General features: G+C 64.6%; 12 protein-coding genes and 1 tRNA gene. 9 read left to right on the forward strand and 4 right to left on the reverse strand.

The window, feature by feature from the left end; translation table 11 throughout:
• Positions 1-83 precede the first annotated feature (83 nt).
• Together QQ25_RS16355 and QQ25_RS16360 are read left to right on the forward strand one after the other, a co-directional pair.
• A complete protein-coding gene (locus tag QQ25_RS16355) occupies positions 84-1,364 on the forward strand; it encodes a glycosyltransferase (protein ID WP_039320042.1) in 1,281 nt (426 codons plus the stop codon).
• A 156-nt stretch (positions 1,365-1,520) separates the two neighbouring features.
• Positions 1,521-2,288: a class I SAM-dependent methyltransferase gene (locus QQ25_RS16360; protein ID WP_039320044.1), complete on the forward strand. Its 768-nt coding sequence runs from the start codon at positions 1,521-1,523 to the stop codon at positions 2,286-2,288.
• A gap of 41 nt (positions 2,289-2,329) precedes the next feature.
• Here the strand turns inward: QQ25_RS16360 and QQ25_RS16365 are convergent, their stop codons facing one another.
• Positions 2,330-3,118 (reverse strand): GAP family protein, encoded by a 789-nt coding sequence (locus QQ25_RS16365; protein ID WP_039320045.1) that lies wholly within the window; start codon positions 3,116-3,118, stop codon positions 2,330-2,332.
• Between the two features lie 200 nt (positions 3,119-3,318).
• Here QQ25_RS16365 and QQ25_RS16370 point away from each other — a divergent pair, with 200 nt between their 5' ends.
• The 3 genes from QQ25_RS16370 (at position 3,319) to QQ25_RS16380 (ending at position 6,643) form a co-directional block, all read left to right on the forward strand.
• The gene (locus QQ25_RS16370; RefSeq protein ID WP_039379594.1) at positions 3,319-4,302 is read left to right on the forward strand and encodes a class I SAM-dependent methyltransferase; all 984 of its coding nucleotides are present in this window, start codon (positions 3,319-3,321) and stop codon (positions 4,300-4,302) included.
• A 196-nt stretch (positions 4,303-4,498) separates the two neighbouring features.
• Positions 4,499-5,338: a TylF/MycF/NovP-related O-methyltransferase gene (locus QQ25_RS16375; RefSeq protein WP_039320048.1), complete on the forward strand. Its 840-nt coding sequence runs from the start codon at positions 4,499-4,501 to the stop codon at positions 5,336-5,338.
• Positions 5,339-5,377: 39 nt separating this feature from the next.
• Entirely contained in the window at positions 5,378-6,643 is a 1,266-nt protein-coding gene (locus QQ25_RS16380; protein WP_039379596.1) for a glycosyltransferase, read from the forward strand.
• Position 6,644: 1 nt separating this feature from the next.
• Here QQ25_RS16380 and QQ25_RS16385 read toward each other — a convergent pair whose 3' ends face one another.
• Entirely contained in the window at positions 6,645-8,051 is a 1,407-nt protein-coding gene (locus QQ25_RS16385; protein WP_039379598.1) for a cytochrome P450, read from the reverse strand.
• Between the two features lie 671 nt (positions 8,052-8,722).
• On the opposite strand from QQ25_RS16385, the gene QQ25_RS16390 reads away from it, so the two are divergent.
• Together QQ25_RS16390 and QQ25_RS16395 are read left to right on the forward strand one after the other, a co-directional pair.
• Positions 8,723-8,953 carry an MbtH family protein gene (locus tag QQ25_RS16390; protein WP_039320680.1) on the forward strand — a complete coding sequence of 77 codons (231 nt, stop codon included), beginning with the start codon at positions 8,723-8,725 and terminating at the stop codon, positions 8,951-8,953.
• Between the two features lie 17 nt (positions 8,954-8,970).
• Positions 8,971-18,378: a non-ribosomal peptide synthetase gene (locus QQ25_RS16395; protein WP_082017540.1), complete on the forward strand. Its 9,408-nt coding sequence runs from the start codon at positions 8,971-8,973 to the stop codon at positions 18,376-18,378.
• A gap of 26 nt (positions 18,379-18,404) precedes the next feature.
• Here QQ25_RS16395 and QQ25_RS16400 read toward each other — a convergent pair whose 3' ends face one another.
• Positions 18,405-19,079 (reverse strand): methyltransferase family protein, encoded by a 675-nt coding sequence (locus tag QQ25_RS16400; protein WP_039379599.1) that lies wholly within the window; start codon positions 19,077-19,079, stop codon positions 18,405-18,407.
• 190 nt (positions 19,080-19,269) lie between these two features.
• Positions 19,270-19,346 (reverse strand) — tRNA-Leu (locus QQ25_RS16405).
• 83 nt (positions 19,347-19,429) lie between these two features.
• Here QQ25_RS16405 and QQ25_RS16410 point away from each other — a divergent pair.
• Both QQ25_RS16410 and QQ25_RS16415 read left to right on the forward strand, forming a co-directional pair.
• Positions 19,430-20,056, forward strand: coding sequence for a two-component system response regulator PdtaR (locus tag QQ25_RS16410; protein WP_039320683.1), 627 nt, complete (start codon positions 19,430-19,432; stop codon positions 20,054-20,056).
• A 197-nt stretch (positions 20,057-20,253) separates the two neighbouring features.
• Positions 20,254-21,465: a branched-chain amino acid ABC transporter substrate-binding protein gene (locus QQ25_RS16415; RefSeq protein ID WP_039379601.1), complete on the forward strand. Its 1,212-nt coding sequence runs from the start codon at positions 20,254-20,256 to the stop codon at positions 21,463-21,465.
• Positions 21,466-21,508 lie beyond the last annotated feature (43 nt).

Raw genomic sequence — 21,508 nt, forward strand, 5'->3', positions numbered from 1 at the left:
GGAACCGACAGGGGATCGGGATAATGACCGATGTCTCTTGGCACCCCACGGGTGCGACAACTGAAAGGCTCGAGGTCTCCGCGATGAAATTTGTGCTGGCTTTCTACGGGACTCGCGGTGACGTCGAGCCCGGTCTCGCGGTTGGCCGCGAGTTGTCGCGCCGCGGACACGAAGTCCAGATGGCCGTCTCGCCGGATCTGGTCGAGTTCGTCGAGACTGCTGGGCCGGCGGCCATAGCGTGCGGGCCCGATGTGCGTGTGTGGCAAGACCTCAACCGCGACTTCTGGGCGCGTTTCTTGCGCAAATTCTGGAAGAACTTCTGGCGGGTCAGGGACCTGGCCGGGTTGTTGCGCGAGGAATGGCATCTATTCGACCAGTACTGGCAGGACGTCAGCAAGACGCTGATGTCGTTGGCAGACGGGGCGGATCTGCTGTTCACCGGTGTAATCGGCGAGGAGGCCGCCGGCAATGTCGCTGAGGCGTGCGACATTCCGTTCGCCATGCTGCACGTGTTCCCGCTGCGGCCCAACGGTCAGCTCGTTCCGGCTCTACCGGCGCGGATGGCGCGCACGATGATGAGGGTGTCGGAGTGGCTGAGTTGGCCCATGATGAAGCGGCTCGAAGATCCGCAGCGGAAGGAGCTGGGCCTGCCAAAAGCAACCGGCCCCTCCGCGTGGAGGGTGGCCGAGCGCGGCTCGCTGGAAATCCAAGCCTACGACCAGATCTACTTTCCCGGACTGGCGGCCGAATGGGCGAAATGGGACGGTCGCAGGCCGTTCGTCGGTGCGCTGGCAATGGAGTTGCCGACGGACACCGACGATGAAATCGCAGCCTGGATCGCTGCCGGTCCACCGCCCATCTGCTTCGGTTTCGGCAGCATGCCCGTCGATTCGGCGGCTGACACGCTCGCGATGATCAGCGGGGCGTGTACCGAATTGGGGGAGCGGGCGCTGGTGTGCGCGGGCGCGAGCGACTTCAGCAACGTCCCGCATCTCGACCATGTCAAAGTGGTGGACACCATGAATTACGCAGCCGCCTTTCCGGCGTGCCGCGCCGTCGTGCACCACGGTGGTGCGGGAACCACCGCCGCCGGCCTACGCGCCGGCGTCCCGACATTGATCCTGTCGACCGACCTGGATCAGACACTGTGGGGAGCTCGCATCAAACAGCTGAATGTGGGTACCACCCGGCGCCTTTCGGCGACTACACAAAAGTCGCTGATCGCGGACCTGCGTACGATTCTGCAGCCGCAGTATGCGACGCGCGCCCGCGAAGTCGCCACCCAGATGACCAAACCCGCCGAGAGCGTTGCGGCCACTGCCGACCTGCTGGAAAAGTTCGCCGAGCTCAGGCGCGTGGCCTGATCGTCTCGGCACAGGCCGGTGGCATCCACTCGACAGCTTGGTCACATCCAAAACTCTTGGAGCTGAAAGTGATAGAGCGTTGGCCGCAGTCTCGATTCGGCTGCTACACCCTTGACTTTGCGACTTCCGGCCTGATCCCGATCGCCATGCTCCATCATGGTCTACGTGGATAGCAGAACCCGCGACATTGCGAACATGCCCCGGGGCGGACCAGACGCTTCCTGGCTGGATCGGAGACTGCAGACGGATCGGCTGGAGTACCTGGATCGCGACGATGTGGACGATCTGAAACGCAAGGTCATGGATTCACTCGACCGCGCCGGGCAACGGCGACGGATCGGTATTCACGAGAAGTGCGCTCGGATGGTGCTGCGGGAGGTTGCCGACGTGCCTGCTCCGAAGATCCTCGAACTCGGAGCCGGCCTCGGCGGGTTGTCGCGCAAGCTGCTGGACACGCATCCCACTGCTCAGGTGACGGTCACCGACATCGAGCCCGCGTTTGTCGCGGGTATGGCAGAAGGCGACCTCGGCAGTCATCCACGCGCCACGGTGCGCGCAATGGATGCGACCGAAATCGATGCGCCGGAAGGCTACTACGACCTCGCGGTGTTCGCGCTGTCGTTGCACCACCTGCCCCCCGAACTCGCCGCCCGCGTGTTCGCGGCAGGTACCCGGGCGGCGAAGAAGCTACTGATAGTCGATCTTCCAAGGCCGCCCGCACCCCTGCACATCGCGTTGTTGGCAGTGGTGCTGCCGCTCATCAGAATTTCTCCGTTGCAGCATGACGGATTCATCAGCTCGCTTCGCGCCTACAGCCCATCTGCCCTGCGTGCGCTGGGCCATCACGCCGACCCGTCCATCAAGGTGGAGTTCCGGACCCGGCGTGGGCTCGGGCCCACGGTGGCGGTTGCCACTCGCTCCTGACCTGGTGACAGCCAGCCGGCCTACGGGCTTTGAGCTACAGGTCAGAGGGTGTTCAAGCCCTTGGCGATCAGCATCGCACCGGCCAACACGCACATGGCGACGAGGATTTTGCGGTGGTGAGCCCACGCCCAATCATGCAGCCGTTGCAGGATGGACTCGGTTTTCGCAGGTGCTGCCAGATAGCTGACGAGGACGATCTCGACGACGGCCAGCATCCCTACGACGAATGCGATGGTCGCGGTGATCTGGGTGCCGACCGCGGCTCCCGAGACCACGACGATCGCCAGCAGGAACAGAGCCACGTCGGGCGGCGCACCGGCAAATGAGAAGCCGATCACGAACGAGACCCACAGGGATCCGTCCTGCCACGCGTCGTGTCCGCGCCGCAGCAGCCGCCGGAACACCGAGCCGCCCTCTGCCGGGGCGTCTCGCGCCCGAGCCAGAAGTCGCGAGACCGGTGTCGACGTATCCGCGTCCGACAGCAGGGTCGACGTGCCACCCGCCGGAGTCGACACTTCCGCCCGCCGGCGCGCCCAGAAGTGCACCGTCAGCACCGTGGCAGTCGTCAGCGCGACCAAACCCATGCCGATTTGAATGTATCCACCGGTCGAACTCTTGGCCCATGATTCCGCGGTGGACTTGAACATCGGCGTGAGGTGCAGCAGCGTCAGTGGAATCACCAACGTCGGGATACACGCGGTCACACAGCCGGCACCGAACATCAGCAGGTTCTGCACCGGCCGAGGCCGCGAGATCACCAGAAGGGTGATGCCAAGGCGCATGGGATCAAGCCCGACCAGAACTCCCAGAGCTAACACCGAACCCCACACCGCCGAAACACTACCCAGGTTGCTCCCGGCTGTCGGCTCTTTTGCCGTAGTTGCTTCGAGCGGTCGCGGCGCGCCAAAGTCCGCTTGCCAGAGCCAACTTCGCCCAGGTGCCGATCCGAGTGGCGTCACGGTTTCGGCACGGGCGGCCCCGGCAAACGCTATCCTCCTTCAGTGGCGTCGAGTTCTCTGAGGTTGGGCGAGTGAACGCGGTTACCAGAGATTGCCGACTGTGCGGATCGACCGGTCCGCATCCGACAATTGAAGTTCGCGAGATGATGTTCGGCACCCGGGAGCTGTTTGAATATTTCAGCTGCGCTGCGTGCGACACTTTGCAGATTCAGGATGCGCTGGAGGGCCAAGACCTCATGCGCCATTATCCGCCAAACTACTACTCGCACAGTGCGTCGGTCCAACCCAGCGCGTTTCGGTGGCTGGTGACCCAGCATGATGCATATAAGCTGCGTGGCGGTGGCAATCGGATGGTCGGCGCGCTCGTGAAAGCGCGAGTTTCCGAGGGGATCTTACGGGTTCTTCTCGGAGGCGACGTCGTACGAATGCTGGCTGAACTCGAAGTCGAGCGTGACGCAAGAATTCTCGATGTGGGTTGTGGCACTGGTGCCCTACTCGACCGTATGAGCAGAATTGGATTCAACAATTTGCTCGGCGCAGATCCATTCATCTCGGCCGATGGCGAGTCGTCCGAAGGCGTGCCATTGATGAAACGAGATTTGAGCGAAATGGATGGCAAATTCGACCTCCTGATGTTCAATCACTCCCTCGAACACGTTCCCGATCCGGTGGCGACACTCAAAGTTGCCCACGAGAAGCTCGCTGCGGGCGGTATGTGCCTGGCTCGGGTGCCCACGACCACGTCAGAGGCCTGGACCACCTACCGCGCGGATTGGGTGCAGGCCGATGCACCCCGTCACATGGTCATACCCTCACGGCGCGGAATGGCAATGGCGGCCGAGAGGGCCGGACTACGAGTGGTCAGGACGTTCGACGATTCGAATCTGGGTCAGTTCCTCGGCAGCGAAGCGTATCGACGTGACGTTGCGGTGACGGATCCCAAGATCCTTCGGATGTTCGGGCCCAAGCAACTGTGGGAGTGGGAGAAACGCGCGTTGTCGCTCAACCAGAAGCAGCGTGGCGACCAGACCGGATTTGTCCTGCGGGCGATGTGAGACGTCGGCCGGCTGGAAATCCGCTCTGCCGCAATCGATCCGCCGGGAAAACGGTGCTCCGCCTCGGCGCGTCTACCGGGCCGTTCCCGCCGAGTCAACTAATGAATCCGAATCAACGAACCCAGCCGAGTGCACGCCAGTTCGCGGCTAGAGTCATCGAAACCGACCGGAAATACAAGCTGGGGGCCCTTTTCACGTGACCGATCACGACGTTCGATCTCTGTACCTCGACCTGATCCGAGGCAACCTCACCAGGTATGGGATGCATGAGCGAATGCCTGCGCAGTGGACCCTGCGACGACGCCTGTATTTCAAGACCCTCAATCGCATGATGGTTCGGGGCGGTGCCCATCGACTCGCTCGCGCCACTCCGAACGAGAATCGCAGCACGCTCGTCCAGCACAAGCGGGACTTGGGCATCGATTGGCCGGCCGAGGCCGAGACGATGATCGGAATGCAGCGACTCACCAGCCTTCAGCGTTGCGTCGAGACGGTACTGGCCGAGGAGATCCCCGGTGACCTGATCGAATGCGGAGTGTGGCGCGGCGGGGCCTGCATCCTGATGCGCGCCGTCCTGGCAGCCTATGGCGATGAAACTCGCAGTGTCTGGGTGGCGGATTCGTTCGAGGGCCTGCCACCCGCAGACCCTGAGAACTACAAGGCCGACAAAGGCCTCAGGACGCAGAGCCTTTCCGGCATCCTCGGTGTGCCCGAAACCGAGGTCAGGGCGAACTTCCAGCGCTACGGACTTCTCGATGACCAGGTGCGCTTTCTTCCCGGCTGGTTCAAGGACACCCTGCACGATGCGCCGATCGATCGCATCGCCGTACTTCGGATCGACGGCGACCTGTACGAATCGACGATTCAAGCTCTCGAGGCACTCTACCCGCGACTCTCTCCGGGCGGCTTCTGCGTCATCGACGACTACCACGATCTCAAGCCGTGCCGGGAAGCGGTGACCGACTACCGGGCGGAGCACGGGATCACCGCGGAGATCATCGACATCGATGGGACTGCTGTGCTGTGGCGTGCGTAGCGAAGACCCGGTAAGGCAAGTGAGAGGCCAGAATCTGCGATGAAGTTCGTGCTGGCGAGCTATGGAACACGCGGTGACATAGAGCCTTTGGTTGCCGTGGGCCGGGAGCTGTTGGGCCGGGGGCACGACGTTCAGATGGCGGTTCCGCCTGATCTGGTTTCTTTCGCCGAGGCAGCCGGGCCGACGGCGGTCCCGTATGGGCCGGATCTGCAGGCTGTGCTGGATGCCCACCGCGACTTCTGGACGCACTTCTTCCGCAATTTCTGGAAGGTCCGGGAACTGATCGAGTTGCGGCGCGAGGTCGTCGAGCCGTTCCTGCAGTGTTGGAAGGAGATCATCGCAACGCTGACGTCGCTCTCCGAGGGGGCCGACCTGCTGTTCACCGGCGTGAACTTCGAGGACGCCGCGGGCAACGTCGCTGAGTATTACGACATTCGGTTGGCCACACTTCACCTGTTCCCGTTGCGGGCCAACGGCCAGTTCGTGCCGTTCTTACCTGCGCCATTGGGCCGTTCCGCGATGAAGGCCTCGGAGTGGGTCGCTTGGCGCAACGCGAAGAGGGTCGAGGGCATCCAGCGCGGTGAGCTGGCGCTGCCGAACGCCACGTCACCGTCACCGTGGCGGCTCACCGAACGCGGATGTCTCGAGATCCAGGCTTATGACGAAGTCTGCTTTCCCGGCCTCGCGGCCGAATGGGCGCAATGGTCTGATCAACGACCCTTTGTCGGTGCATTGACGATGGACCTCCCCGGCGATTCCGATGATGAGGTCGCTTCGTGGATCGCCGCCGGACCGCCGCCGATCTTCTTCGGCTTTGGCAGCTTGCCGATGGAATCCGGTGCCAAGACTCTCGCGATGATCAGTTCCGCCTGTGCGGAGCTGGGTGAGCGGGCGCTGGTGTGTTCGGCCGGAACCGATTTGAGTGACGTCCCGCAATCCGATCACGTCAAGGTCGTCGGGGCGATGAACTACTCGGCCGCCTTTCCCGCTTGCCGCGCGGTCGTACACCACGGGGGATTGGGCACTACGGCCGCGGGACTGCGGGCCGGGGTCCCCACGTTGATCCTGTCCACGGACCTCGACCAGACGCTGTGGGGTACCCGGGTGAAGCGGCTGAAAGTCGGGGCTGCCCGCCGGTTTTCGGGCACCACCGAAAAGTCGTTGGTCGCCGACCTGCGCACCATCCTCGCCCCGCAGTATGCCGCTCGCGCACGAGAGGTCGCCAGGCAGATGACCAAGCCGGCCGAAAGTGTGTTGACCACCGCCGACCTCGTGGAGAAGTTCGCCGGCCTCGGCCGGCCGTGACCTACCGCGAGTCGTGCGACCGGTGAATGTCGGCAGGACAGTGTGTTGAGGCCAGTGACGCCTGTGACGTCGACGTGGCGTCTCTGATCGCACGAACGTGGATCACTCCGCCACGATGCGGCACGAAGGTGACATGTTTCGGCCTTTGCTTCTCACCGGCTGCAGTGGTGGTGCTCAGTTCGACCCTGCGGAGGATCTCACGCAGCACGAGCCGAATCTCGACCATGGCGAAGGTGGCCCCGAGGCACCGGCGGTTTCCTCCGCCGAACGGCAGCCAGGTCGTCGGGCTCAGGGTGGTGCCGAGCATTCGATCCGGGTCGAAATCGTCTGGATCCGGGTACACCGCGGGGCTGGCGTGCACCAGCCCGATCGCCGGGTCGACCATGATGCCGGCCGGAAGCCGATAGCCGCCCACCTCGACCGGCTCCTTCAGAATCCGGCCCGAGCTGAACAGCACCGGCCGGATCCGCAACGTCTCTTTGATCACCGCGTCGAGGTACTCGTCGCCGGCAGGATCCCCCGCCGCGCTCGCATCGGCGGCCTGCACCGCCCTCTCCAACGCCGCCGGGTGGCGCGTCAGCCGTTCGAGCGCCCAGGACAAAGCCGTCGCGGTGGTCTCGTGCCCGGCCGCGATCGCCGTGAGCAGCTGATCTCGCAGTTCGCTGTCGGACATCATCCGACCGTCGTCGTCGGTGGCGCGGACCAGCATCGCCAGAACGTCGGTGCGTTCGGCGAGGTTCGGGTCGGCGCGACGGTCGGCGATCTCGGCGTACAGCAAGGCATCGGCCTCCGCGAATCGCCGGCCCACTCCACGCCACGGATGGTGGCGCCGCAGGCTCGGTTTCGTAATCGCCGGTGTCTCCCACGGTTTCATGTAGAGCAGTCTCGGCACGACCCTGCGCAAGGCGGCCAACCGCGCCGGGTCGCTGGCGCCGATGACGGTCCGCAGGATCACTTCGAGCGTGATGTCGGTCGTCTTGGGCGCTACCGGGAAGCTCTTGCCGACCGGCCAGCCGGCGACGTTCTCGGCGGCGATCTCGATCATCTGGGCGGCTTGGTTCGCGACGGCATCACGATGAAATGCCGGCATCGTCAAGCGACGCAAGCTGTGGTGTGCGTCCTCGTCGAGGACGAACAGGGAGCTGTCGCCGAGAAGTCCCCGAAAAAACCAATGCGCTTCACCGGAATGGAAAACCTTGGGGTCGCCGGCGTACACCGTCTTGATGTCAGCGGGATCGGCAAGGTAGACGACGGTGCCGGACAACGGAATCCGCAGAGTGAACATGTTGCCGTAGCGCCGTTGGCACCCGCTCAGGAAGCGTAAACCGTAGCCGGCCATCAACGCGGACTGCACCACCATGGGAAGCGGAGGTCCAGGCGGCAGTGCGGTTTTCGCGGAATTGCTCACTTCTTCGTGATCCCTAGCTACTAGACGTTACGGATGCCGACACGACGACCTCGGGCTGTGACCGACGCTGATCACCCGTCGCGGGGGAGCACGTACTCCGTGTCGATCCACGGTCGCAGCTCTGGGCTCTACGGTATTTCCCAACGGTACTTTGTCGGCTTGAGTGCGGGGCAACTTCGGCCGATACCGGCGCCGCCCGCAGTAGCCCATGTGAGTGGTGTGCACGGTGTGGTGACGGACTTGCGTCCGGATCGATCCGAGTCGGCACCCCGAGCGGGCGTGCCCGTCCCAAAACGCTGAGCGGATGCCTAGCGCGTAATGATCACTTGAATTTGTAATGCGGACCGGTCGTGGGCCGCACTCGTCGGGCCGCCGGTTCTGCGTCGATGCAAGGCCTCCGTCAGGCAGCAAATTTGGCACACTATGACACGGTCAGCGAAACGGGCGGTGCCGACTGCATCGTCAGGTAGCCGACGCGGCGCAGACTAACGCTCAGTGGCTAATTCGCCATGTTAACGGTGGCGTTTCTATGAAGCGCCGCATCGCGCGAGGCCCGCCGGATGAGGATCAGCAAATATTGACGATTTCCCTAAAATCGCTTGCCGGCCCAGCCGTCTGGGCTAGGTTTAGAACGTGTTCCATTTAACTCGCCCAGATGGTCTGGAGTGCTGGTGAGTATCAATCCATTCGACGACGACAACGGCAGTTTTTTCGTCTTGATCAACGACGAGGAGCAACACAGCTTGTGGCCGGCCTTCGCGGATGTTCCGAACGGATGGCGGGTGGTCTTCGGCGAGGCGGACCGCGCCGCATGCCTGGACTACATCGAGCAACATTGGCCCGACATCCGGCCGAAGAGTCTGCGAGAGCGGTTGGCGCAGGGACGGATTGTTGACCAGTAGCCGGCAGGCCGCGACCGATGGAATCTGATCATGGGAGACTCCCGCTCACGCGGGGCCAGTTGGACATTTGGCTTTCGGAGGAAACCGGTCTCGCGGGCGTCAAGTGGCAGCTGGGCATGCTGGCGCGGATCGACGGCGTCATCGAGCACGAGGTGTTCGAGCGGGCGATTCGCCACGTGGTGCGCGAGGCCGAACCGCTCAGAGCTACTTTCACCGAAGTAGATGGCCAGGTTTTCCAGAGGGTAGTCGACCACCCGGATGTCGAACTCCTCCGCCATGACCTGACGGGCTCGTCTGATCCGGCACGCGATGCGTATCGGGTAGCGTCATCGATCCGACAGACGCCGATGGCGCTCAGCGGCCCGTTGTTCAAGTTCGCGCTGCTACAGACGCGTGCCGACGAGTTCTACTTTTTTGTGTGCTGTCACCACATCGCGATCGACGGAATCGGGATGGGCCTCGTCTGTCACCAGATTGCCGCTGTCTACACAGCAATGGCTGATGACGCACCGCTGCCACCTGCGATCTTCGGCTCGTTGAAGAGCCTGATCGAGTGCGAGTCGGACTATGAGGCTACCGACGATTACCTCGATGATCAGGCCTATTGGGCCAAGAACGTACTGCCCGAAAATGATCAGCGGTATGGGTCAGCCCTCGCCGTCGCAAACGCGATCGGCGAGTATGAGCCTTCTGCGCCAATCCAACTCGCCTCTTCCGTCGTAGCCAGAGCCCGCGGCCTGGCGAAAGCTCTTGGGGTGCGCCGCGCGTCGGTGATCACCGCGGCGTATGCGCTGCTGGTGCACGGCGAGGTGGGTGGATCCGCGGTGGCACTCGATTTTCCGGTGAGTAGACGGGTGCATCCACAGGCCCTGATGGTGCCCGGCATGGTCTCCGGCGTCGTGCCGTTGATTCTCGAGCTGTCGCCCCGATCCACGGTGGCAGACTTGTGTGGGCACGTGGACCAGCAGATCCGGGATGCACTGCGTCATCAACGCTTTCCGCTGCGGGCGATCGAGAACAAGTCGCGATTTCAGGGCACCGGTGAGCCGTCGACCCGGCCTGCGATCAACTTCATTCCGACCATTCCGATAGCCGATTTCCATGGCGCGCCAGGGTCGGGAACTGTCACGCACACGGGACTGGTGGATCAGTTCGGGTTGGTTTTCCTCCAGAAGGACGACGAGCTCTTTCTCAGCACGACGGGTGTAGGTCAGTTGTTCGTCGGTTGCGACGCCCGCGACCTGGCGGACCGGTTCGAACGGGTATTGAGTTCGATGACGGCCGACCCAGGTCGGTTGCTTCCGGCGGTCGACGTCCGTCAACCACCCGACGAATTGGATGCATGCGGAAACCGGGCTGCCCTTGGTGTGGCCCTGCCGGTGTCGGTGTCGATTCCGGAGTTGTTCTCCGAGCAGGTGGCTCGTGATCCGGGTGCGTTGGCGGTCAGTTTCGGTGATGGTTCGATGTCGTATCGCGGACTGGATTCGGCCTCGAATCGGTTGGCGCAGTTGCTTGTCGAGCAGGGCGTCGGTCCGGGTCTGCGCGTGGCGTTGTTGTTCTCGCGGTCGGTTGATGCGGTTGTGGCGATCCTGGGGGTGCTGAAGACGGGCGCGGCGTATGTGCCGGTCGATCCGTCGGTACCCGATGCTCGGCTGGATTTCGTGTTGGCCGATTCCGGTGCGTCGGTTGCGGTGACGACCGCTGATCTGGCCCATCGGTTGGGTGGGCACAACTTGACGGTGATCGATGTCAACGGCCGTGCGGTGTACAGCCGGCCGTGCACCGCGCCGGAAGTGGCGGTGGCTCCCGATGATGTCGCGTATGTGATCTATACGTCGGGGACGACGGGCGTGCCCAAGGGCGTGGCGATTGCGCATCGGAATGTCATTCGTCTGCTTGACGCGATCGGTCGGGACGTGAAGTTGTCGGCGGGTCAGGTGTGGGCGCAGTGTCATTCGTTGGCGTTCGACTTTTCGGTGTGGGAGATTTTCGGCGCACTGTTGCATGGTGGCCGGTTGGTCGTGGTGCCCGAGTCGGTGACACGTTCGGCTGAAGAGTTGCACGCGCTGTTGATCGCCGAGCGGGTCGGCGTGTTGAGTCAGACGCCGTCGGCGTTTTATGCGTTGCAGGCGGTGGATGCGACGCAGCCGGAGAATCCGATGGCGCTGAAGGTCGTCGTGTTCGGCGGGGAGGCACTGGATCCGTCGCGCTTGGGCCCGTGGCTGACCGAGCATCCGAGGCTGCCGCGGTTGATCAACATGTATGGGATCACGGAGACGACGGTGCATGCCTCGTTGCGTGAGATCACTGCCGCTGACGTTGGGCGTGCGGTGTCGCCGATCGGTGTGCCGTTGGCGGATCTGGCGTTCTTCGTGCTCGATGATTGGTTGCGCCCGGTGCCTGCGGGTGCAGTGGGCGAGTTGTATGTGGCCGGCGCGGGTTTGGGTTACGGCTACGTCGGGCGGGCAGAGTTGACCTCGACGCGGTACGTGGCGTGTCCGTTCGGTCGTACGGGCATGCCGGCGACGCGGATGTATCGCACCGGGGATCTGGTCAGCTGGGGTGCCGATGGGCAGCTGCGGTATCTGGGGCGTGCCGATGAGCAGGTCAAGATCCGTGGATATCGCATCGAGTTGGGTGAAGTCCAAGCTGCGTTGACGGAGTTGGATGGTGTCGGTCAGGCCGTGGTGATCGCCCGTGAGGATCGGCCGGGGGACAAGCGGCTGGTCGGCTATATCACCGGTCCGGCCGATCCCGCCGTGTTGCGTGCCGCGTTGGGGGAGAAGCTGCCGCCGTACATGGTGCCCGCGGCCGTCGTCTCCATCGATGCGTTGCCGTTGACGGTCAACGGTAAGCTCGACAAGAAGGCCTTGCCCGCACCGGAATACCAGCATCGCGATGACTACCGGGGCCCGTCGACTCCGACCGAGGAGATCCTGGCCGGCATCTATGCCCAGATTCTGGGCCTGGACCGCGTCGGCGTCAACGATTCGTTCTTCGAACTGGGCGGCGATTCGCTGCAGGCCATGCGCCTGGTCGCCGCGCTCAACCGGACCCTGGACGCCGGGCTCGAAGAACGTGTCGTGTTCGACGCCCCGACGGTTGCCCAATTGGTGCTCCGGATCGGCGCGGAAGAACGCAGGCAGCAGCCATTGCTGGCCGGCGAGCGGCCGGCGGTGATGCCGTTGTCCTTCGCGCAGAGCCGGTTGTGGTTCATCGACCAATTGCAGGGGCCGTCACCGGTGTACAACCTGGCGGCAGGTCTGCGCCTCGAAGGGTCGCTCGATGTCGACGCGCTGGGCGCTGCCTTCGCGGACGTACTCGAGCGCCACGAAAGCCTGCGCACCCTGTTCCCGACAGTGGATGGAACGCCCCAGCAGCTGATCGTTCCGGCGGATCAGACCGGGTTCGCCTGGGACGTCGTCGACGCCGCGGGATGGCCGGAAAGCCGCTTACAGGATGCGATCGAGGAGGCAGCCCGGCACAGTTTCGACCTGGCTACCGAGATCCCGTTGAGCGCAAAGATTTTCCGCGTCGCAGACGACGAGCACGTACTTGTCGTGCTGGTGCACCATATCGCCGCCGACGGTTGGTCGATCACACCACTGGTGGCCGATCTGGGCAGGGCGTACGCCGGCCGGTGCGCAGGGCACGCCCCGGACTGGGAGCCACTGGCGGTCCAGTATGCGGACTACACATTGTGGCAGCGCGCGCAGCTCGGCGATCTTGAGGACAGCGACAGCCGCATCTCCCGGCAACTGACGTTCTGGGCCGACACCCTGGCGGGCATGCCCGAGCGTCTGGCGTTGCCCACCGACCGTCCGTACCCCTTGGTGGCTGATCAGCATGGTGACCGGGTCGATGTGGAGTGGCCGGCCGACCTGCAGCAACAGGTTGCTCGGCTGGCTCGCGATCACAATGCGACCAAATTCATGGTGGTCCAGGCGGCGCTGCTGACCCTGCTTGCGAAGCTGAGCTCCAGTTCCGATGTGGCGGTGGGCTTCCCGATTGCCGGGCGCCGTGATCCGGCCCTCGATGATCTGGTCGGGTTCTTCGTCAACACCTTGGTACTACGCGTGGATCTGGCGGGAGATCCTAGTATCACCGAGGTGCTGGCCCAGGTACGAGCCGGCAGCCTCAGCGCCTTCGAGCATCAAGATGTGCCCTTCGAGGTGCTCGTCGAGCGGCTCAACCCCACCCGTTCGCTGACCCATCACCCTCTGGTCCAGGTCATGTTGGCCTGGCAGAACGTTCCCGGACACGGCACGTCCGGCGGCTTCGCCCTCGGGGACCTGCGGGCCGACCAGATACCTCTGGACACCCATACCGCCCGGATGGACCTCTCCTTCTCTCTGGCCGAACGCTGGACTGAAACCGGTGATGCCGCGGGGATTTCCGGCACGGTGGAGTTCCGCACCGACGTGTACGACACCGCTACTGTGGAAGCGCTGATCGATCGGCTGCAACGGGTGCTCACGGCGATGGCGGCCGACCCGACCCGGCGCTTGTCGACGATCGACGTGGTCGATCCGGACGAACAGGTGCGCCTGGCCACGGTGGGTAACCGAGCAGCCCTGACCGGCCCGTCGCCCGCGCCGATGTCGATTCCGGCGCTGTTCGACACACAGGTGGCCCGAGACCCTGGCGCGGTGGCTGTCAGCTTCGAGGGCAGCCACATCACCTACGGAGACCTCGACCGGGCCGCTAACCGGTTGGCGCACCTGCTCATCGAGCAGGGCGCGGGGCCGGGGCAACAGGTCGCGCTGTTGTTCTCCCGGTCGGTCGAGGCGATCGTCGCGATCTTCGCGGTGCTCAAAACCGGTGCGGCGTATGTACCGATCGACCCCGCGGTGCCCGATACCCGATTGGACTTCGTGCTCAGCGATTCCGCGCCGCTGGCAGCGGTCACCACCACGGATCTGGCCGATCGGCTGTCCGGGCATGAACTGAGCGTGGTCGCGATCGACGACGCCGCGGTGGCCGGGCAGCCCGATACCGCCGTGCCGGGACCCGCGCCGGACGATATCGCCTACCTGATCTACACCTCGGGCACCACGGGCGTGCCCAAGGGGGTGGCGATCCCGCACCGCAACGTGACCCGACTCCTGCAGGCACTGGACGGGTATCTCGAACTGTCGACGGAACAGGTTTGGGCGCATTGCCATTCGCTGGCCTTCGACTTCTCCGTGTGGGAGATTTTCGGCGCCCTGCTGCACGGTGGGCGGGTGGTCGTGGTGTCGGATTCGGTGGCGCGGTCTCCTGAGGAGCTCCACGCCCTGCTGATCGATGAACGCGTCAGCGTGTTGAGCCAGACGCCATCGGCGTTCTATGCGCTGCAGACCGTGGACGAACTCTCGCCGGCATCCGGGTCTGAGCTCGAACTCGACCTGGTCGTGTTCGGTGGTGAGGCGCTCGACCCCACGCGCTTGGCTGAGTGGCTGCAGGACCATCCGGCATTGCCGCGGTTGATCAACATGTACGGCATCACCGAGACGACGGTGCATGCCTCGTTCCGTGAGATCACGTCCGCTGACGTCGAAGCGGCGGTCAGCCCGATCGGCGTTCCGCTGAGTCATCTGGCTTTTTTCGTGCTCGACCGTTGGCTGCGGCCGATGCCGGTCGGTGTCGTGGGCGAGTTGTACGTGGCCGGTGCGGGTTTGGCGGCCGGCTACGTGGGTCGGCCGGGCTTGAGCGCGTCGCGGTTTGTGGCCTGCCCGTTCGGGACACCGGGAACGCGGATGTATCGCACCGGGGATCTGGTCTGCTGGCGCCAGGACGGGGAACTGCACTACCTGGGACGTGCCGATGAACAGGTCAAGATCCGTGGTTATCGCATCGAATTGGGCGAGATCCAATCGGCACTGACAGCTTTGGACGGTGTCGAGCAGGCCGTCGTGATCGCGCGTGAGGAGCGCCCCGGCGACAAGCGCCTGGTCGGCTACGTCACCGGGCCCGCCGATCCTGCCGAGTTGCGTGCGGCACTGGGGGAGACGCTGCCGCCCTACATGGTGCCCGTCGCGGTTGTCGCCATCGACGCGTTGCCGTTGACGGTCAACGGCAAACTCGACACCCGTGCGCTGCCGGCGCCCGAATACCAGGACGTCGACCACTACCGCGCCCCGGCCACCCGCATCGAAGAGCTGCTCGCCGATATCTTCGCCCAGGTCCTCGGGCTGGAGCAGGTCGGCGTCGACGATTCGTTCTTCGACCTTGGTGGCGACAGCATTTCGGCCATCCAGGTGATCTGGCGTGCCCACAGTGCCGGCCTGACGGGTCGCCCGCGCGACATCTTCGTGCAGCAGACCGTTGCCCGGTTGGCGCGGGTGGTGAGGATGGCCGACAACACCGGCAGCGTGACCGACGTGGGGCTCGGCCCGGTGGTGGCGACCCCGATCATGTTGTGGCTCAAGAGCCTGGAAAGTCCCGGTGGCCCGATCGACGAGTTCAACCAGACCGTGGTGCTGCAAGCCCCGGCCGGTGCCACCGACGCCGACGTGGTGATCGTGTTGCAGGCGTTGCTCGATCGGCACGGCATGCTGCGCCTGCGCGCCGCGGACGACGGGGCGGGCGGATGGTCGCTGACAGTGCCGGACGCCGAAGCGGTGGACGCGCGCGCGTACCTGTGCACCGTGGACCTGTTGACCGAGGACGCCCTGGCGGCGGCGCGATCACGGTTGGATCCTGCCGCCGGCGTGATGGTGAGCGCGGTGTGGAGCTCGTCCACGGGACAGCTGGCATTGGTCGTCCACCATTTGGCCATCGACGGCGTGTCGTGGCGAATTGTCTTGGAGGACATCAACATCGCCTGGACGCAGCATCGCGGCGGACAACCCGTGCTGCTGCCCCCGGCGGGCACGTCGTTTCCGAGATGGGCCGAACTGCTGTCGGAGTACGCCCGTCATCCCGACGTCGTCGCCCACGTCGACGTGTGGCGGCAGGTGGCATCGATCCCCGCCGCGTTGCCGGCACCGCAACCGGCCGATGACACGTTCGCCACCGCGGGTTACCTGACCGAGTTCCTGGATGCGGAGACCACCCACATGCTGCTCGGCGACGTGCCTGCGGCATTTCACGCCGGGGTGCACGAGATCCTGTTGATCGCTTTCGCTTTGGCGTGGGCACAGTACCTGGGTACCGGCGGCGCCCCGATCGCGATCGACGTGGAGGGTCACGGGCGCCAGGACGATGTGGCCGGTCTGGGCGGTGGTGAGGACAGAGGTGTCGACGTGTCCCGCACCGTCGGGTGGTTCACCACCAAGTACCCGGTGTCGTTGAGCTTCGGCGGCCGGGGCGGGGGGCTGCGCTGGACTCAGGTGGTGGCCGGTGATGCGGCGCTCGGTGCGGTGATCAAAGACGCCAAAGAGCAACTTCGATCCCTGCCCGACGGGCTGACCTACGGTCTGCTGCGCTATCTCAACCCCGAAAAGGAGCTGCCGGCAGCCGATCCCGTGATCGGATTCAACTATCTCGGACGGCTGGGCTCCCCGGCGGCCTATGCGTCTGGTGACGTATGGCGCTTCAGCCAGGAAGGCCTGTCGTTGACCGGCGCCGCCGGAGCGATGCCGATCGTGCTGGCGCACTCCGTCGAGCTCAACGCCGTCACGATCGACACCGACACCGGTCCGCATCTGAACGCCACCTGGACGTGGGCTCCCAGTGCGCTGGATCGCACGGCCGTCACCCGCATCAGCCGGTTGTGGTTCGACGCGCTGGCAGGCATCTGCGCCCACGTCAGGCGCGGCGGGGGCGGGCTGACGCCGTCGGACATCGCGCCGGCCCGGCTGAGCCAGCAGCAGATCGACGCCCTCTACGATGAATTTCCCATCGCCGACGTGCTTCTCTTGACGCCCCTGCAGCAGGGACTTCTGTACCACGCCGGCATCGCGAACAGCTCCGGCGACGACGTCTACGCGGTGCAGCTGGATCTGGCATTGAGCGGTCCGCTCGACGTTCCGCGGCTCCGCGATGCCGTGCAAACAGTGGTCCGCCGGCATCCGCATCTGGCGGCCCGTTTCTGCCCCCAATTCGAGCAACCCGTGCAGGTCATTCCCGCCGACCCGGTGCCGCCCTGGCGGTATGTCGAGTTGGGCGCCAAGGGGATTGGCGTCGACGACGAGATTCAGCAGATATGTGCGGCCGAGCGCGCGGCGGTGTGCGATCTGGAGAACCAACCTGCCTTCCGGGCCGCGCTCATTCGCCTCGCGGACGGCCGGCACCGGTTCGTCCTGACCAACCATCACATCGTGCTCGACGGATGGTCGATGCCGATTCTGATGCAGGAGATCTTCGCCTGCTACCAGGGTCTGCGGCTGCCGGCGGCCTCGCCGTACCGCAGTTTCATGACGTGGTTGTCCGAACGCGATCATCATGCCGCCCACGCGGCATGGCGTGAGGTGCTGGCCGGTTTCGACACCCCGATTCTGGTCGGACCGCCGCAGAGGCTGCGGTTCGGGGAGCGATGCGTCGCCTTGTATCGGGTGCCTGCGAAGACCACGCGGGCCCTCACCAAACTGGCCCGCGCGCATCGCACCACCGTCAACGTCGTACTGCAGGGTGCCTGGGCGCTCCTGCTGAGCTCGCTGACCGGCCACCGTGACGTCGCATTCGGAACTGTCGTCTCGGGCAGACCTCCCGAGGTCGACGGTGCGGATTCGATGGTCGGTCTGCTGATCAACACCGTGCCGGTGCGGGCCACCTTCACACCGGACACCACCACGGCCGATCTGCTCGATCAACTACAGAGCGCCCACAACGACACGCTCGAGCACCAGCACGTGGCGCTCAGCGACATCCACCGCATGACCGGCCAGGACAGCCTGTTCGACACCGTGTTCGTCTACGAGAACTATCCGACCGAGGCCAAGGCGCAACCGGATGGCGACGGCTTGACCATCACCGGTTTCAGCAGCCGCGACTACTACCACTATCCGATCTCGGTGCAAGCCGGGCCGGGCCGCGAATTGGAACTCCGCGTCCAATACGACACCGATGTCTTCGACGCGGAAACCATCGAAGCGCTGATGGAGCGCTTCAAGAAAGTCCTGGTGGAGATGGCCGCCCATCCCGGGCGCCGCGTGTCGTCGCTGGGTCCGTTGACGAAGACCGACCGGTTGGACGCGTGGGGCCGCACGCCGGTGCCGCCGTCCGACGTCACCGATACGGATACCGATACCGACGGTGCCTACTGCCCTCCGGCCACCTTGATCGAGCAGATTCTGGCCAGCATCTTTGCCGAGGTGCTGGGCGTGGACCGCGTCGGGGTGGACGAGTCGTTCTTCGATTCGGGCGGCGATTCGATTTCTGCGATGCGCGCCATCGCCGCGATCAACGGGGCCCTCGACGTCGAAATCACGATGCTGACGCTGGTCGACGCCCCGTCCGTACGGAGGTTGGCTCAGGAGTTGTCCAACGCATCCGCTCTGTGACGGACCGGCCGCTCACGCGCGGCCGGTCACCACATGTAGGGCACCAGGCGGTAGCGCGCCTTCTCCGCGTATTCGCGGTATCCGTCCAATTCTGCGACGAGCAGCTTTTCCTCATCCCGGATGCGGAAGATGAGCACGATGAGGCCGGGTATGACAGGCAGAAGTCCCCAGTAGGAGCCGAGCGCCAGGGGGAAGCCGACGATGGTCAGCACGTTGCCGGTGTACATGGGGTGACGTACCAGCCCATACAGGCCGGTGGAGGCCAGCTTCTGGTCTGTCTCCACCTGCACGGTGGACGCCGCGAAGCTGTTCTGGATGACCACCAGGCTCGTGACACCGAGCCCGACGGCTACCAGAACGTCGCCGGCCACGCAGATCGCCCCTGGTACCGACGACCAATCGAAGCGGTGGTCCAGGGCGCTGACCACCACCATCGTCGCCAGCGACAGGTACCAGGCGGCGATCAGGACCTTCTGCACCACTCGGCTTTCGGCAGCCGGTCCTGCGTGCTTACGCCGTTGGTGTGCCTCGGGATCTGCGCGTTGCAGGTAGATGCTGGGGATCCACGTCGAAAGCGCGAACACCACGAGAAACACCCAGGCTTGCCAGAAGTCGAGGGTTCCGGCGAGTGAGAACAGGACCAACCCGAAGACGATGAGTTCGATCAGCCCGAATGCCACCACTCGCGCAACGGCTTTCACGAATCCTCCTGTCGTTCACCGCAGCACAGACCGCGGCGGGCGCAACAACGCTCGGCTCAACCTACCGTCGGTCAGTCCGCAGGAGGGTGCGATTGGTCTCAAGGGCTGAGCGGGATGTTCGGCGCCGCGCTGATCGGGTATCTGCCCGCCGCGCTCGTCGCCTGCGCCACTGCCATTGAATGACAGCGTGTGGTGCCCTCGGTGAGATTCGAACTCACACTGTACGGGTTTTGAATCCGTTTCCTCTGCCAGTTGGGATACGAGGGCGTGCCGATCAGTACTGCGGCCTACCACCATAGAGGATGGACCCGCGGTCGCCGAACGGTGGCCTCCACGACACAATGTTCCCCATGACCGGGTCACCGAACGACGCTGACAGCCCCCGCCGCGTGCTCATCGCCGAGGATGAGGCGCTCATCCGGCTCGACCTCGCGGAGATGCTCCGTGAGGAGGGCTACGAGGTCGTCGGTCAGGCGGGTGACGGCCAGGAGGCTGTCGAGCTCGCCGAGTCGCTACGCCCGGACCTGGTGATCATGGACGTGAAGATGCCGCGCCGCGACGGCATCGATGCGGCCTCTGAGATCGCCAGCAAGCGCATCGCCCCGATCGTCATCCTGACGGCGTTCAGCCAGCGGGAGCTGGTCGAACGGGCCCGCGATGCCGGGGCGATGGCCTACCTGGTCAAGCCGTTCAGCATCACCGATCTGGTGCCGGCGATCGAGGTGGCGGTCAGCCGGTTCAGCGAGATCTCCGCGCTGGAAAACGAAGTGGCGACGCTCGGCGATCGGCTGGAGACCCGCAAGCTCGTCGAGCGGGCCAAGGGTTTGCTGCAGAGCAAACACCAGATGACCGAGCCCGAGGCGTTCAAGTGGATTCAGCGGGCCGCGATGGACCGCCGAACCACCATGAAACGCGTGGCCGAAGTCGTGCTGGAGACGCTCGAAGATTCCGAGGAAGCGTCCGCGCCGGAGAACTGATCGGCGGCCCCGGTTGTTAATTGTGCGTTTCTGCCGGGCCGATATTCCGCGTTCAGCCAGTACCCGCGAGAGAACCATTCACTCAACATCCCGCACTGCGGCCGGTGGTTGGCTATGTTCTACCCGAAGCATCGGCGCCCGACCTTCACAAGGTCAGGGCGCCGGTGCCGCTGACAACTCTGACCCGGAGGTGAAGCGTGCGCGGTCGCGTGGCACGGAAAGCATTTGCTCTCGGAAGTGCGGGTGTGGTTGCGCTGGCGATTGCCGGCTGCAACCAATCCTCGCCGGAAGGTGAGACATCGCAGACCGATTTGAAGATCGTCGAGAAGGTTCAGATCGACGAGAACGGCGCCGAGGTCAAGGCGGCCGCCGATGTCGCCCCCGCCGATCCCGCCGGTGACGGCAAGGCCAACTGCCCGCCGGTGATGATCGGCATGATGGGCGCGCTCAACGGTCCGGACGCTGCGCTCGGCATCAACATCAAGAACGGTGTGCAGCTGGCGATCGACAAGCACAACGCGGCCAACGCCCATTGCCAGGTGCAGCTCAAGAGCTTTGACACCGAAGGCGATCCGCAGAAGGCCACCGGCGTGGCCCCGCAGATCGTCGACGAGGCGTTCATCGTCGGCCTGATCGGGCCGGCGTTCTCCGGCGAGACCAAGGCCACCGGTGACGTGTTCAACCAGGCCGGCCTGGTCGCGGCCACCGCGTCGGCCACCAACGTCACGTTGAGTGAGAACGGGTGGCGGACCTTCTTCCGTGGCCTGGCCAACGACGGCGTCCAGGGGCCTGCGGTGGCGAACTACCTCAAGAACACTTTGGGCCACAAGAAGGTGTGCGTGGTCGACGACAGCACCGACTACGGCCTCGGCCTGGCCCAGGCTGTGCGTGAAACCCTTGGCCCGGTTGCAGATTCGTCGTGCAACATCTCGGTGAAGAAGGGGGACAAGGAGTTCTCGGCCGCGGTCACCCAGATCAAGGGTGCCGCTCCTGATTCGGTGTTCTACAGCGGCTATTACTCCGAGGCCGCGCCCATCGTTCAGCAGCTCAAGGACGGCGGTGTGACGGCGACGTTCGTCAGCGCCGACGGCACCAAGGACCCGGAGTTCGTCAAGCAGGCCGGCGAATCGTCGAAGGGTGCCCTGCTGTCGTGCCCGTGCGGTCCGGCCACCGGGGCGTTCGCCGACGAGTACACCAAGAAGTTCAACCAGGCGCCCGGCACCTACAGCACCGAGGGTTATGACCTGGGCACCATCCTGCTCAAGGGCATCGATTCCGGTGCCATCACCCGGCCGGCTCTGCTGGACTTCGTCCGCAAGTACGGGGGCCAGGGGGTGGGCCGCAAGTACCAGTGGACCGACAAGGGCGAGCTCACCACCACGCTGATCTGGATGTACGAAGTCAAGTAGCCGACCAGGCGAAACGCGTCCGAGACCTCTCCCTGGACTCGGA

Source organism: Mycolicibacterium setense (assembly GCF_000805385.1).
Lineage (GTDB): Bacteria > Actinomycetota > Actinomycetes > Mycobacteriales > Mycobacteriaceae > Mycobacterium > Mycobacterium setense.